We start from the raw sequence: 13,699 nt of genomic DNA on the forward strand, positions 1-13,699 counted from the left end.
GGCGGTCTGTGGCGCGCGTCTCAGACGCGGCGGGCGACGTCGGCGCCCACCTCGGCGGTCGAGCCCCGATCGCCGTCGGCGCGGTCCTCGAGGTGCGCCCACACCGCAGTGCGCACGCGTCCCGCCGCGCCGGCCTCCCCGACGTGCTCGAGCAGCAGGGCGGCGGAGAGGATCGCGGCGACCGGGTCCGCGACGCCCTGGCCGGCGATGTCCGGCGCGGAGCCGTGGACCGGCTCGAACATGGACGGTGCCGTGCCCTCCACGTTGATGTTGCCCGAGGCGGCGAGGCCGATCCCGCCCGTGATCGCGGCGGCGAGGTCCGTCAGGATGTCGCCGAAGAGGTTGTCCGTGACGATCACGTCGAAGCGGGAGGGGTCCGTCACCAGGAAGATCGTCGCGGCGTCCACGTGCATGTAGTCCCACGTGACCTCGGGGAAGTCGGCGGCCACCGCCTCCACGGTGCGGCGCCACAGGTGCCCGGCGTGCACCAGCACGTTGTGCTTGTGCACGAGGGTCAGGCGCTTGCGCTCCCCCGCGTCCGCGCGCTCGAAGGCGTCCCGCACCACGCGGCGCACGCCGTGGGCGGTGTTGACGGACACCTCGGTGGCGATCTCGTGCTCGGTGCCCTCGCGGATCACGCCGCCGTTGCCCACGTAGGGGCCCTCGGTGCCCTCGCGGACCACCGTGAAGTCGATGTCCCGGGGCTGCGTCAGCGGGCTCTTCGCACCCGGGTACAGGGTGGCGGGACGCAGGTTCACGCCGTGGTCCAGCGCGAAGCGCAGGCGCAGCAGCATCTGGCGCTCGATCAGCCCGGACGGAATGCGCGTGTCCCCGGGGGCGGCGCCCACCGCGCCGAAGAGGATCGCGTCGTGGCCGCGCAGGGCCTCGAGGGTCTCGTCGGTCAGGGTCTCGCCGGTCGCCAGCCAGTGCTCGGCGCCGAGCGCGTAGTCGGTCAGCCGGGCCTCGGGGCGGCCCTCGGCGGCGAGCGCCGCCTGCAGGACGGCCACGGCCTGCTCCGTCACCTCGGGGCCGATCCCGTCACCGCCGATCACGGCCAGGTCCAGGGCCGTCACGTCGGTGCTGCGCAGGGCGTCGGTGCGGGGCGTCTCGGTCATGCGCTCCAGGCTAGGACCGGGCCCCGCCCGGACCACATTGTGTGACGCGGCGTCTCACCTCGTGGACAGCAGGACGGCGACGGCGGCGCGCCGGCCGCCGGACCGGGGCGCCGCCGTCGGGGGCGGGGTGAGGTGCCGCTCAGCCCTCGGCCGCCTCCTCGTGGCGCGGGAAGACGCCCTCGGGCTTCGGCAGGGGCGTTCCGGGGACGAGGTCGTCGCCGAACGCGGCGAACGAGCGGGCGCCGGTGCCCGAGGCGCCGGTGCGGCCGGCGTCGCCCTCGGCGGCCACGCCGAGCAGGTCCAGCAGGCGCGTGGCCGAGCCGGGCATGACGGGCTGCACGAGCAGCGCGACGCGGCGCACGGCCTGCAGCGTCACGTAGAGCACGGTGCGCATGCGCGGCTCGTCGGACTTCTTCAGCACCCACGGGGCCTGGTCCGCGAAGTACGCGTTGACCTCGCCGAGCACGCGCCACGTCTCCTCGAGCGCCGCGTGGAAGTCCTGCTCCGCATAGGCGGCGCGGGACTTCTCCAGGAGCGCGTCCACCTGGGCGAGGATCGCGGTGTCCGCCTCGCTGAGCCCGCCCGGCCGGGGCACGGCGGCGTCGCAGTTCTTGGCCACCATGGAGAGCGAGCGCTGGGCCAGGTTGCCGAGGTTGTTGGCGAGGTCCGCGTTCTTGCGGCCCACCACGGCGTCGTGGCTGTACGAGCCGTCCGCGCCGAAGGGGAACTCGCGCAGCAGGAAGAAGCGCACGGCGTCGAGGCCGTACCGGGCGACCCAGTCGGCGGGCGCCACCACGTTGCCCAGCGACTTGGACATCTTCTCGCCGTTGTTGTTCAGGAACCCGTGGATCATGACGCGCTTCGGCAGCTCGATCCCGGCGGACATGAGGAACGCGGGCCAGAACACGCAGTGGAAGCGGGAGATGTCCTTGCCGATGATGTGCACGTCGGCCGGCCAGTACCGCTCCACCGCGGCCGGGTCCGTCTCCGGCCAGCCGGCGCCCGTGAGGTAGTTCGCGAGCGCGTCCACCCACACGTACATGACGTGGTTCTTCCGGGACTGGGCATCCTCGGCGGACGGGTCGGCCGGTGCGGGCAGCGGGATGCCCCAGTCGAAGGACGTGCGGGAGATCGAGAGGTCGGTCAGGCCGCCCTCCACGAACCGGATGACCTCGTTGAACCGGGAGGACGGCGCGGCGAAGCCGGGGTTCTCCCGGTACATCTGCAGGAGCGGCTCCTGGTACGTGGAGAGGCGGAAGAAGTAGGACTCCTCCTCCGTCCACGTCACCTCGGTGCCGGTCTCGGTCGCGCAGCGGGTGCCGTCCTCGCGGACCTCGGTCTCCTCCTCGGTGAAGAAGCGCTCGTCCCGCACGGAGTACCAGCCGGCGTAGCGGTCCAGGTAGATGTCCCCGTTGGCCTCCATGCGGCGCCAGATCTCCTGGGCGGCGGCGTGGTGGTCGGCGTCCGTGGTGCGGATGAACCGGTCGTAGGAGACGTCCAGGACCTCGTCGTCCATGCGCCGGAACGCTCCGGAGTTGCGCGTGGCCAGCTCCAGGGGCGTGACGCCCTCACGCTCGGCGGTCTGCGCCATCTTCTGGCCGTGCTCGTCCGTGCCCGTGAGGAAGCGCACGTCGCGGCCGTCGAGCCGGGCGAAGCGCGCCATCGCGTCGGCGCCCACCATCTCGTAGGCGTGGCCGATGTGCGGCTCGCCGTTCGGGTAGTGGATCGCGGTGGTCAGGTAGTAGGGCACACGCTCGTCAGTCACGGTCAGCGAGTCTACCGGCGGGGCCCCCGGCCGTCCCGCTCCCCTCCACGACGTCGGCGCGCCACCTCGGGGAGGCGACGCGCCGACGTCGGCGGCGGGCCGGTCGACGCCGGCCGCGGGCTCACTCGGAGAGGTCGATCTCCGCGGCCCGCTCGGCGCCGATGGCCTGCGCGAGGGCGCCGACCGTTCCCGCCGCCATGCCGGCGTCGAGGGTCAGGACCGCGAGCGCGGTGCCCTCCGCATCGCGGGACACGTCCATGCCGGCGATGTTCACGCCCTGCTCCCCCAGCGCCTGGCCGAGGATGCCGACGACGCCCGGGCGGTCGGCGTAGCCGAACACGAGCAGGTGCTCGGCGAGGGGCACCTCGATCTCGTGGCCGTCCACGCCCACGAGCTTCTGCACCTGCTTCGGGCCGGTCAGGGTGCCGGTCACGGAGGTCTTCTCGCCCGTGGACGTCACGCCGCTCACGGTGATGGCATTGCGGTAGGACTCCGCCACCGGGGTCGTGGTGAGGCGGCTCTCCACGCCGCGCTGCTCGGCCAGCACGGGGGCGTTCACGTAGGAGACCTGCTCGGAGACCACGTCGGTGAACACGCCCTTGAGGGCGGCGAGGCGGACGGCCTTCACGTCATGCTCGGCGATCTCGCCGGCCACCTCCACGTCCACCGACTCGAGAGAGGCCTCGCCGACGAGCGCGCGGAGCGTGCGGCCGAGCTTCTCGGCCAGGGGCAGGCCGGGTCGCACGTCCTCGTGGATGACGCCGCCGGCCACGTTCACCGCGTCGGGCACGAGCTCGCCGGCCAGGGCGAGGCGCACGGACTTGGCGACGGCGACGCCGGCCTTCTCCTGCGCCTCGGCGGTGGAGGCGCCCAGGTGGGGGGTGACGACGGCGGAGTCTTGCTGGAAGAACGCGAGGTCCGTGGCGGGCTCGGAGCTGAACACGTCGATGCCGGCGCCGGCGATCGCTCCGGAGTCCAGGGCGCGGGCGAGGGCGTCCTCGTCCACGAGGCCGCCGCGGGCCACGTTGATCACGTACGCGGTGTCCTTCATGCGCGCGAACTGCTCGTCCGCGATCATGCCGACCGTCTCCGGCGTCTTGGGCATGTGGATGGTGACGAAGTCGGACTGCTCGAGCAGGGCGTCCAGGTCCACGAGTCTCGCACCGAGCTGCTGGGCCCGGGCGGCGCTGATGTAGGGGTCGTACGCGAGGATCTCCATGCCGAAGGCCTTCATGCGCTCGGCCACGAGCGCGCCGATGCGGCCGAGGCCGATCACGCCGAGCTTCTTCTCGAACAGCTCCACGCCCGCGTACTTGGAGCGCTTCCACTCCCCCGCCTTGAGGGCGCGGTTCGCCGGGGCGATGTTGCGCGCCACGGAGAGGATGTGGCCGCACGTCAGCTCGGCGGCCGAGACGATGTTGGAGGTCGGCGCGTTGACCACCATGACGCCCGCCGCGGTGGCGGCGGGGACGTCCACGTTGTCCAGGCCGACGCCGGCCCGCGCGATGACCTTCAGGTCCGTGGCCGCGGCGATGGCCTCGGCGTCCATCTGCGTGGCGGAGCGCACGAGGATCGCGTCCACGCCGGGCAGATCCGCCAGCAGGCGGGCGCGGTCGGCGCCGTCGGTGTGGCGGATCTCGAAGTCGGGGCCGAGGGCCTCGACGGTGGCGGGCGAGAGTTCCTCGGCGATGAGGACGACGGGCTGGGCGGCGCTCACGGGCGGCTCCTTGTTCGGCGGTGGCACGGTGGGGCGACGTGGGCAGATGGTGCGCGGCCCGCGTCGCCGCCTCGAGCCTAGCCGCATGGATCTGTCATGGACCGCAGACGACGGCGGCGCCGAAGGGAGTCCCGTGCGACGCCGAAGGGAGTCCCGTTCGACGCCGAAGGGAGTCCCTTTCGACGCCGCAGCCGAGTGGTCACGACACGCCGTCACGTCCGCGGTGCACGTGGCGTGTCGTGACCACTCGAGGGTCCGGGCCGCGGCTCAGCGGGCCGCGGTGCCCTCGGTGTAGTCGTCGTCGGTGTCCTTGAGCCACGCGAACATCTGGCGCAGCTCGCGGCCGGTCTTCTCGATCGGGTGGGCCTCGCCCTTCGCGCGGAGCTCCGTGAACTCCGGGGCGCCGGCCTTCTGGTCCTCCATGAAGCGCTTCGCGAAGGCGCCGTCCTGGATGTCGGCCAGCACGGCCTTCATGTTCTCCTTCACGGAGGGGTCGATCACGCGCGGGCCGGAGACGTAGTCGCCGTACTCGGCCGTGTCCGAGACGGACCAGCGCTGCTTGGCGATGCCGCCCTCCACCATGAGGTCCACGATCAGCTTGAGCTCGTGCAGCACCTCGAAGTAGGCGATCTCGGGCTGGTAGCCGGCCTCCACCAGGGTCTCGAAGCCGTACTGCACCAGCTGGGACGCGCCGCCGCACAGCACGGCCTGCTCGCCGAAGAGGTCCGACTCGGTCTCCTCGGTGAAGGTGGTCTCGATGACGCCGGCGCGGGTGCCGCCGATCGCCTTCGCGTAGGACAGCGCCAGCGCGCGGGCCTCGCCGGAGGCGTCCTGCTCGACCGCGATGAGGGCGGGCACGCCGCGGCCGGCCTCGAACTCGCGGCGAACCACGTGGCCCGGGCCCTTGGGGGCCACGAGGGCGACGTCCACGCCCTCGGGTGCCTTGATGTAGCCGTAGCGGACGTTGAAGCCGTGCGCGAAGAACAGGGCGTCGCCGTCCTGGAGGTTCGGAGCGATGTGCTCGGCGTACACGTCGGCCTGCACCTGGTCCGGGGTGAGGATCATGATGAGGTCGGCTTCCGCGGCGGCGGTGGCCACGTCCACGACGCGCAGGCCCTCGGCCTCGGCCTTCGCACGGGACGTCGAGCCCTCGGCGAGGCCGATGCGGACGTCCACCCCCGAGTCGCGCAGGGACAGCGAGTGCGCGTGGCCCTGCGAGCCGTAGCCGATCACGGCCACGGTGCGGCCCTGGATGATCGAGAGGTCGGCGTCGTCGTCGTAGAACTTCGTGGCGGTCATTGCGGTCTCCTAGCGGTGAGGGGGATCAGAGGGTGTGCGGGCTCGGCGGCCGGCTCAGCGGGCCTGGGCCCGGTCGGTCATGGAGCGCGAGCCGCGGGACAGGGCCACGGTGCCGGAGCGGACGAGCTCGCGCACGCCGTACGGCTCCATGAGGTCCAGGAAGGCCTGGAGCTTCTCCCGGGTGCCGGTGGCCTCGAGGGTGAGCGAATCGGGGGCCACGTCCACCACGTGGGCGCGGAAGAGGTCGGCGGCCTGCACCACCTGGCCGCGGGTGGCGGCGTCGGCGCGGACCTTGACCAGCAGGTGGTCGCGCTGCACCGAGGAGTCGTCGGCCAGCTCCACCACCTTGAGCACGTTGATCAGCTTGTTGAGCTGCTTCGTGACCTGCTCCAGCAGGTGGGCGTCCGCGTCCACCACGACGGTGATCCGGGAGACCCCGGGCACCTCGGTGACGCCCACGGCGAGCGAGTGGATGTTGAAGGCGCGGCGGGCGAACAGGCCGGCCACGCGGGTGAGCGTGCCCGGGACGTCCTCCACGAGCACGGACAGGGTGTGTCGTTCCACGGTCATCGCTCCTCAGTCCTCCTGGTCCCACTCGGGCGTCATCCCTCGGGCCACCTGGATCGCGTCGTTGCTCACGCCCGCGGGGACCATGGGCCACACCATCGCATCGCGGGAGACCACGAAGTCGACGACGACGGGGCGGTCGTCGACCTCCAGGGCCCGGCGGATGGTGTCGTCCAGGTCCTCGGTGCGCTCGCAGCGCAGCCCGACCGCGCCGTAGGCGTCCGCCAGCTTCACGAAGTCGGGCACGCGGGCCGTGCCGTGGCCCGTGTTGAGGTCCGTGTTGGAGTAGCGGCCGTCGTAGAACAGGGTCTGCCACTGGCGCACCATGCCGAGCGAGGAGTTGTTGATCACCGCCACCTTGATGGGGATCCGGTTGATCACGCAGGTGGCGAGCTCCTGGTTGGTCATCTGGAAGCAGCCGTCGCCGTCGATCGCCCAGACCACGCGGGCCGGGTCCCCGACCTTGGCGCCCATCGCGGCGGGCACGGAGAAGCCCATGGTCCCCAGGCCCGCGGAGTTCAGCCACTGCCGGGGGCGCTCGTAGTGCACGAACTGACTGGACCACATCTGGTGCTGGCCCACGCCGGCCACGTACACGGCCTCGGGGCCGGAGAGCGCGGAGAGCCGCGAGATCACGTGCTGCGGGGCCATGAGCCCGTCCGCCGGATCGGTCCAGCCGAGCGGGTAGGTCTGTCGCAGCCGGTCCAGCACGGCCCACCACGGGGCGAGGTCCGGCAGCGGCGCCTGCTCGGCCGCCGCCCGCAGCGCCGCCGTGAGGTCCGGGATGACCTCCTTGACGGACCCCACGATCGGCACGTCCGCGAGGCGGTTCTTCGAGATCTCGGCGGGGTCCACGTCCACGTGGATCACGCGCGAGCCCGGAGCGAAGGACTCGAGGTGCCCGGTCACGCGGTCGTCGAAGCGGGCGCCGAGGGTGATGAGCAGGTCCGCCTGCTGGAGGGCGGCGACCGCCGGCACCGAGCCGTGCATGCCGGGCATGCCGAGGTGCTGGGGGTGGGAGTCCGGGAACACGCCGCGCGCCGTGAGCGTGGTGACCACGGGGGCGCCGGTGGCCTCGGCCAGCTCGCGCAGCTCCGCGGACGCCTCGCCGCGGGCCACGCCGCCGCCCACGTACAGCACGGGGCGCCGGGCCTCGGCGATGAGGCGGACGGCCTCCTTGACCTGGCGGGGATGGCCGCGCAGCACGGGTCGGTAGCCGGGCAGCTCCAGCCGCGGCGGCCAGGAGAACTCGAGCTCGCCCTGTTGGGCGTCCTTCGTGACGTCGATCAGCACGGGGCCCGGACGCCCCGTGGTCGCGATGTGGAAGGCCTCCGCGAGCGCCAGCGGAATGTCCTCCGCGCGGGTGACGAGGCGCGAGTGCTTCGTGATGGGCATCGTGATGCCGACGATGTCCGCCTCCTGGAAGGCGTCCGAGCCGATGGCCGCGGAGGTGACCTGGCCCGTGATGAACACGACCGCCTGGGAGTCCATGTGCGCGTCGGCGATCGCGGTGACGAGGTTGGTGGCCCCCGGCCCCGACGTCGCGATGGCCACGCCGGGACGGCCCGTGGCGAGGTGGTAGCCCTGGGCCGCGTGGCCCGCGCCCTGCTCGTGGCGCACCAGGATGTGGCGGATGACGGAGGAGTCCATCAGCGGGTCGTACGTGGGGAGGATCGCTCCGCCGGGCAGCCCGAAGACGTCCGTGACCCCGAGCTCCTCGAGCGCGCGGATCAGGCCCTCGGACCCCGTCATGCGGGTGGGCTCCACGCGATTCCCCGGGCCGGGGACGCGCGGCGCCGCGGACTCGGGGCGGGGGGTCGGGCTCATCAGTGCACCTCACTGCGCTCATCGCTGCTGGCGTCCGGCATGCGGGGCACGCCGGACGATGGTCCGGGTGATCCGTCGGGGTGGCTGGGGGTGTCCTGCCGTGCCGGGCGGATCGGAGTGCGGTCACGGCCTGAGGTGGGGCCGCCGACCGCCGGGTCGTTCGTCGGTGGCTCCAGTATGGGGACCCCTGCGTGGCGACCACCACTTGAGACATCCATGTCTCGCCATGTGAGACGTGGCCCACGCGGCGCCCCCGTGCGCCCATGCCGCGGCACCTGCGTGCCCGCCCGCTCCCGCCTCCCGACTCAGGCCTCGGGTCTCGGGCCTCCGGCCTCCGGCCTCAGCCCAGGTACGCACCCTCGGCCGCGGAGTGCACGAGCTTGGCGTACTTGCCCAGCACCCCCGTGGTGAACTTCGGCGGGACGGGCGTCCAGTCCGCCCGGCGCGCCTCCAGCTCGGCCGAATCCACCAGGATGTCGAGCGCCCGGCCCGCGATGTCCACGCGGATCCGGTCGCCGTCGCGCACCAGGGCGATCGGCCCGCCGTCGGCCGCCTCGGGCGCGATGTGCCCGATGCACAGGCCCGTGGTGCCGCCGGAGAAGCGCCCGTCGGTGAGGAGCAGGACGTCCTTGCCGAGACCGGCGCCCTTGATCGCGCCGGTGATGGCGAGCATCTCCCGCATGCCCGGGCCGCCGCGCGGGCCCTCGTAGCGGATCACGACGACGTCGCCCGCGGCGATGGTGCCGTCCTCGAGGGCGTCCATGGCGGCGCGCTCGCGGTCGAACACGCGGGCGGTGCCCTCGAAGACGTCCGCGTCGAAGCCGGCGGACTTCACGACGGCGCCCTCCGGGGCGAGGCTGCCCCGCAGGACCGCGATGCCGCCGTTGGGGTGCATGGGCTCGTCCATGCGTCGGATGACGGTGCCGTCCACGGGGTCCGGCGCCAGGGCGGCGAGGTTCTCGGCAAGGGTCTTTCCCGTCACCGTGAGCGCATCGCCGTGGAGCAGCCCCTCGTCCAGCAGCGCCTTCATGACCACGGGCACGCCGCCCACGCGGTCCACGTCCGTCATCACGTAGCGGCCGAAGGGCTTGAGGTCGGCGATGTGCGGGACGCGGTCGCCCACGCGGTTGAAGTCGTCCAGGGTGAGGTCCACGCCGGCCTCCCGCGCGATCGCGAGGAGGTGCAGCACCGCGTTCGTGGAGCCGCCGAACGCCATGGCCACGGCGATGGCGTTCTCGAACGCCTCCTTCGTCATGATGTCCCGGGCGGTGATGCCGAGGCGCAGGAGATGGACGACGGCGGCGCCGGAGCGGCGCGCGAAGTCGTCGCGGCGGCGGTCCGGCGAGGGCGGCGTGGCCGAGCCGGGCAGGGACATGCCGAGCGCCTCGCCGATCGAGGCCATCGTGTTGGCGGTGTACATGCCGCCGCACGCGCCCTCGGTGGGGACGATCGCCTTCTCGATGCGCAGCAGGTCCTCCTCGCTCATGAGGCCGCGGGCGCACGCGCCGACCGCCTCGAACGCGTCGATGATCGTCACCTGCTTCTCGGTGCCGTCGGAGAGGCGCGCGTGGCCGGGCATCGTGGAGCCGGCGTAGACGAACACGCTGGCCAGGTCGAGGCGGGCCGCGGCCATGAGCATGCCGGGCAGGGACTTGTCGCAGCCGGCCAGGAGCACCGAGCCGTCGAGGCGCTCGGCCATCATGACCGTCTCCACGGAGTCGGCGATCACCTCACGGGAGACGAGGGAGAAGTGCATGCCCTCGTGGCCCATCGAGATGCCGTCCGAGACGGAGACGGTGCCGAACTCGAGCGGATAGCCGCCGTCGGCGTGGACGCCCTCCTTGGCCGCCTGGGCGAGACGGTCCAGGGAGAGGTTGCACGGCGTGATCTCGTTCCAGGAGGACGCGATGCCGATCTGGGGCTTGGCGAAGTCGTCGTCGCCCAGGCCCACGGCGCGGAGCATGCCGCGCGAGGCGGCGCGCTCCATGCCGTCGGTGACGTCGCGCGAGCGCGGCTTCATGTCCGGGGCAGGCGTGGCGGGGGCGGTGCTGACGGGGGCTGCGGAGCCCTGGGCCTCGGTGTTCTCCATGGGCGCAGTCTAGGGACGGCGGGCCCGCCGGCCGTGGGACGGGTCACGATGTGACACGACGCGGAGGGGTCCAGCTCGGACGCCTCACGTGGCGCCCTCCTGCCGCGACGCGTAGCGTGGGACACATGGACTCCCCCCGCCTCATGCGCCGTCTCCGCGCCGCATTCGACGCGCGGGTGTTCAACCACGGCGACTACAACCTCGTGTACGGGCAGCCCTCCGGCTCCTCCACGCCCCTCGTGATCGGCTACCGCCACGTGCCTCTCGAGATGGTCCTCTGCCCTGTGGACCCGGCCGCCGAGCCGGTGCTCCGCGCGCCGCAGGAGCCGGACCCCGTGACGGTGGGGCTGCACAACGTGGCGACCGTGGCGGACACGGGCTCCGGTTACCAGGTGGAGACCGTCACCGGCTTCCGCACGTGGTTCGACGTGTCCGAGCACGCGCGTGTCCCTGTGGGGGATCTCACCGAGGACGGTGTCGCGGATCTCGACCAGCGCGCGGACGCCGCGGATTTCCACGGATTCATGACCGCGTTCATGGACGAGCTGGACCGGCTGTATGCGGTCTCGGACCCGGCGGAGGCGGTCACGCCCGACCCAGGCTTGGACGGCGCCCCGAAGACCTGGTAGGGTTTCCACTCGTTGCACGGCGCGCCGGTGAGAATCGGAAGGCCGTACGGCGCCTGCACCTCTAGCTCAATTGGTAGAGCATCTGACTCTTAATCAGCAGGTTCCGGGTTCGAGTCCCGGGGGGTGCACCAGAAGGAGAGGGCCCCGTCATCGCCGCCGCGATGACGGGGCCTTCTCGTCTCCGCGGGTCGTCTCCGCGGACCGCTCGCCTCCGCGCGGGCGCCCCGCCTATCGTGGGCGGCATGACCGACGCTACCTCCTCCCGCCTCCAGCCCGGCGACGTCGCCCCGGCGTTCACCCTCCAGGACCAGGACGGGCGCCCCGTCTCCCTGCGCGACAGCGCGGGCAAGAGCACGATCGTCTACTTCTACCCGGCGGCCTCCACGCCCGGGTGCACCACCCAGGCGTGCGACTTCCGCGACAGCCTCGCCTCCCTCGCCGGCGCCGGCCACGTGGTCCTCGGCATCTCCCCCGACCCGATCGGCAAGATCATCCGCTTCGCGCAGAAGGAGCAGCTCACGTTCCCGCTCCTCTCGGACGAGGACCACGCCGTGGCGCAGGCCTACGGCGCGTGGGGGGAGAAGAAGAACTACGGGAAGGTCTACGAGGGCCTGATCCGCTCCACCGTCGTCGTCGGCCCCGACGGCCGGGTCGTCCACGCGCTGTACAACGTGAAGGCCACGGGCCACGTCGAGCGCCTGCGGCGCCTCCTGGGCGTCACCGACTGAGGGACCGGCCGGTAGGATCTGAGCTCGCCCCCGAGGAGCGGGGCAGGCGGGCGTGGCGGAATTGGCAGACGCGCTGGATTTAGGTTCCAGTGTCGAAGGACGTGGGGGTTCGAGTCCCCCCGCCCGCACAGCACTGACACGAGGAGACGGACATGGAGCTCAGCCGTCGCGGGTTCATGGGCCTCGGCCTGGCCTCGCTCGGCGTGGGCCTGAGTGGGTGCGGGCGGGAGGCCCCGGCCACGCCTGCCGCGTCCACCCCCACTGTCCCGTCCGCGGCGCCCGCAGCCCCCGCGGTCCCTCGGCCGTTCGTGGTGGGCGCGCCGGGCCGCCCGCTCACGCGTGACCCCGCGGGCGCCTGGGACGCGGAGACCTTCCGCCTCTCCCGCCAGGTGCTCGAGACGCTGCTCGGCGTGGACCCGGACACGGGGGCCCCGACCCCCCAGCTCGTGGAGTCCCACACGGTCTCGGACGACGGCCTCACCCACGAGTTCCGCCTCCTCGACGGCCTGGTCTTCGAGGACGGCGCACCGTGCGACGCCGCCGCCGTGGCCGCCAACGTCACGCGCTGGTCCACGCCGCCGACCCCCGTGGACGGGACCGTCGCGATGCCCTCCCCGTTCGTGTCCGCGTTCGGCGGACACGCGGGGACCGAGGAGACCGCCTTCGCGGGCGTCGAGACGCCCGACGAGCGGACCGTCCGACTGCGCCTGCGCTCCCGCCTCCACCACCTCCCCGCGGCGCTGAGCTCCCCGCCCTTCGCCATCTCCTCCCCCGGCTCGTGGGGCCGGACGGTCCGGGTGGGGGACGCCGACGTCGTCACCCCCGCGGGCACCGGGGCCTTCCGCTGGGCCACGGCCGAGGAGGCCGCCGCGCACGCGGCGCGGGAGCCGGCGGCCGCGGACCCCGCCGACGTCACCCTGCTCATGCCCGCCGACCGCCACCGCGGGGACGCGCCCGCCACGGGGCCGGTGGCCGTGCACGCGTGGGGCCGGGCGAGCACCCGCCTGCGGGAGCTGCGCCGGGGCACCGCGGACGTGATCGACGTGGTGGCCCCCAGCCAGCTGCGCCCCCTCGTGGAGGCCGGCACGCAGGTCCTCCCCCGCGATCCCCTGGCCGTGCTCTACCTCGGGATGAACCTGGCCCATCCGCAGCTGCGCTCCCAGCATCTGCGCCAGGCCGTGGCCCACGCGGTGGACCGCGGGCGGCTGGCCTCCAGCGACGTCTTCCTCGAGGGCACCGCCCAGGCCCACGACCTCGTTCCGCCGGCCCTCGGCGTCGGCGACGAGGAGGCGGAGCACCACGACCTCGATCCGGACCGCGCCGAGCGTCTCCGGGAGATGTCCGGGTACGCGGGCGAGCCCCTCGAGTTCCTGTACCCCCTGGCCACGGGGCGCCCCTCCCTGCCCGAGCCCGAGCGCGTCTACGCGATGGTCGCGGCGGACCTGGGCGCGGTGGGGATCACGGTGACCCCCGTGCCGGTCCCGGACGACGAGGACTACCTGCGGGCCGTGGTCTCCCGGCCCACCCGGGCGTTCCACCTCATGGGCCGCGGCGGCGCCTACCGCGACCCCCACGCGTTCCTCGAGCCGATCGCCCGCTCGGGCCGGGCCGAGACCAACTACGTCAATCCCCGGGTGGTGCGCGACCTCGCGGCCGCCGCCGCGGAGCCCGACGACGACCGACGCCGCGAGCTGCACCGCGGCGTCGTGCGTGCGATGGCCCTGGACCTGCCCGCCCTGCCGCTCGTCTACCCCATCTCCGCGCTGGCCACGGGGCCCAGGGTGGCCTCGTACCCGACCTCCCCCCAGCTCGACGAGCCCTTCGCGCGCATCGGCGTCACGGACGCCTGACCCCCTCGGCCCACGCCCCCGGAGCGGGGGCGTCCGGTAGTAGAGTGGGCCACCGCGGCATCGACCCGCGGCCCCCCGCAGAACCGAGGGACCCGCGGTGCCCCACCACCGTC

General features: G+C 73.1%; 10 protein-coding genes and 2 tRNA genes. 5 read left to right on the plus strand and 7 right to left on the minus strand.

Features of this window, described 5'->3' with window-relative positions:
- Positions 1-20 precede the first annotated feature (20 nt).
- The 7 genes from NJC10_RS06215 to ilvD all read right to left on the minus strand — a co-directional run bounded on the left by NJC10_RS06215 (position 21) and on the right by ilvD (position 10,310).
- Positions 21-1,115, minus strand: a complete 1,095-nt coding sequence (locus NJC10_RS06215) for a 3-isopropylmalate dehydrogenase (RefSeq protein ID WP_319075293.1) — start codon at positions 1,113-1,115, stop codon at positions 21-23.
- Between the two features lie 139 nt (positions 1,116-1,254).
- Positions 1,255-2,880, minus strand: a complete 1,626-nt coding sequence (gene metG / locus NJC10_RS06220; protein WP_319075295.1) for a methionine--tRNA ligase — start codon at positions 2,878-2,880, stop codon at positions 1,255-1,257.
- 121 nt (positions 2,881-3,001) lie between these two features.
- Positions 3,002-4,597: a phosphoglycerate dehydrogenase gene (serA, locus tag NJC10_RS06225; RefSeq protein WP_319075296.1), complete on the minus strand. Its 1,596-nt coding sequence runs from the start codon at positions 4,595-4,597 to the stop codon at positions 3,002-3,004.
- A 267-nt stretch (positions 4,598-4,864) separates the two neighbouring features.
- Positions 4,865-5,896 carry a ketol-acid reductoisomerase gene (gene ilvC / locus NJC10_RS06230; RefSeq protein WP_319075298.1) on the minus strand — a complete coding sequence of 344 codons (1,032 nt, stop codon included), beginning with the start codon at positions 5,894-5,896 and terminating at the stop codon, positions 4,865-4,867.
- Between the two features lie 54 nt (positions 5,897-5,950).
- Entirely contained in the window at positions 5,951-6,460 is a 510-nt protein-coding gene (gene ilvN, locus NJC10_RS06235; protein ID WP_248115130.1) for an acetolactate synthase small subunit, read from the minus strand.
- Between the two features lie 12 nt (positions 6,461-6,472).
- Positions 6,473-8,290 (minus strand): acetolactate synthase large subunit, encoded by a 1,818-nt coding sequence (locus NJC10_RS06240; RefSeq protein WP_319075301.1) that lies wholly within the window; start codon positions 8,288-8,290, stop codon positions 6,473-6,475.
- Positions 8,291-8,630: 340 nt separating this feature from the next.
- Entirely contained in the window at positions 8,631-10,310 is a 1,680-nt protein-coding gene (ilvD, locus tag NJC10_RS06245; RefSeq protein ID WP_319075428.1) for a dihydroxy-acid dehydratase, read from the minus strand.
- A 194-nt stretch (positions 10,311-10,504) separates the two neighbouring features.
- Here ilvD and NJC10_RS06250 point away from each other — a divergent pair, with 194 nt between their 5' ends.
- From NJC10_RS06250 to NJC10_RS06270, 5 genes are all read left to right on the plus strand, one after another.
- Complete coding sequence (locus tag NJC10_RS06250; RefSeq protein ID WP_319075303.1) at positions 10,505-11,008, plus strand: hypothetical protein; 504 nt, start codon at positions 10,505-10,507, stop codon at positions 11,006-11,008.
- 55 nt (positions 11,009-11,063) lie between these two features.
- Positions 11,064-11,139, plus strand: a tRNA-Lys gene (locus NJC10_RS06255).
- A gap of 111 nt (positions 11,140-11,250) precedes the next feature.
- The gene (gene bcp, locus NJC10_RS06260; RefSeq protein ID WP_248115133.1) at positions 11,251-11,736 is read left to right on the plus strand and encodes a thioredoxin-dependent thiol peroxidase; all 486 of its coding nucleotides are present in this window, start codon (positions 11,251-11,253) and stop codon (positions 11,734-11,736) included.
- 46 nt (positions 11,737-11,782) lie between these two features.
- Positions 11,783-11,864: transfer RNA gene (locus NJC10_RS06265), tRNA-Leu, on the plus strand.
- Positions 11,865-11,888: 24 nt separating this feature from the next.
- Entirely contained in the window at positions 11,889-13,586 is a 1,698-nt protein-coding gene (locus NJC10_RS06270) for an ABC transporter substrate-binding protein (RefSeq protein ID WP_319075304.1), read from the plus strand.
- Positions 13,587-13,699 lie beyond the last annotated feature (113 nt).

This window comes from Micrococcus sp. M4NT (assembly GCF_033790745.1).
Lineage (GTDB): Bacteria > Actinomycetota > Actinomycetes > Actinomycetales > Micrococcaceae > Micrococcus.

Coding starts and splice junctions, on each gene's coding strand:
- ilvC (WP_319075298.1), bottom strand. CDS start 5,896: ATGACCGCCACGAAGTTCTACGACGACGACGCCGACCTCTCGATCATC.
- NJC10_RS06270 (WP_319075304.1), top strand. CDS start 11,889: ATGGAGCTCAGCCGTCGCGGGTTCATGGGCCTCGGCCTGGCCTCGCTC.
- NJC10_RS06250 (WP_319075303.1), top strand. CDS start 10,505: ATGGACTCCCCCCGCCTCATGCGCCGTCTCCGCGCCGCATTCGACGCG.
- bcp (WP_248115133.1), top strand. CDS start 11,251: ATGACCGACGCTACCTCCTCCCGCCTCCAGCCCGGCGACGTCGCCCCG.
- NJC10_RS06215 (WP_319075293.1), bottom strand. CDS start 1,115: ATGACCGAGACGCCCCGCACCGACGCCCTGCGCAGCACCGACGTGACG.
- ilvD (WP_319075428.1), bottom strand. CDS start 10,310: ATGAAGCCGCGCTCGCGCGACGTCACCGACGGCATGGAGCGCGCCGCC.
- NJC10_RS06240 (WP_319075301.1), bottom strand. CDS start 8,290: ATGAGCCCGACCCCCCGCCCCGAGTCCGCGGCGCCGCGCGTCCCCGGC.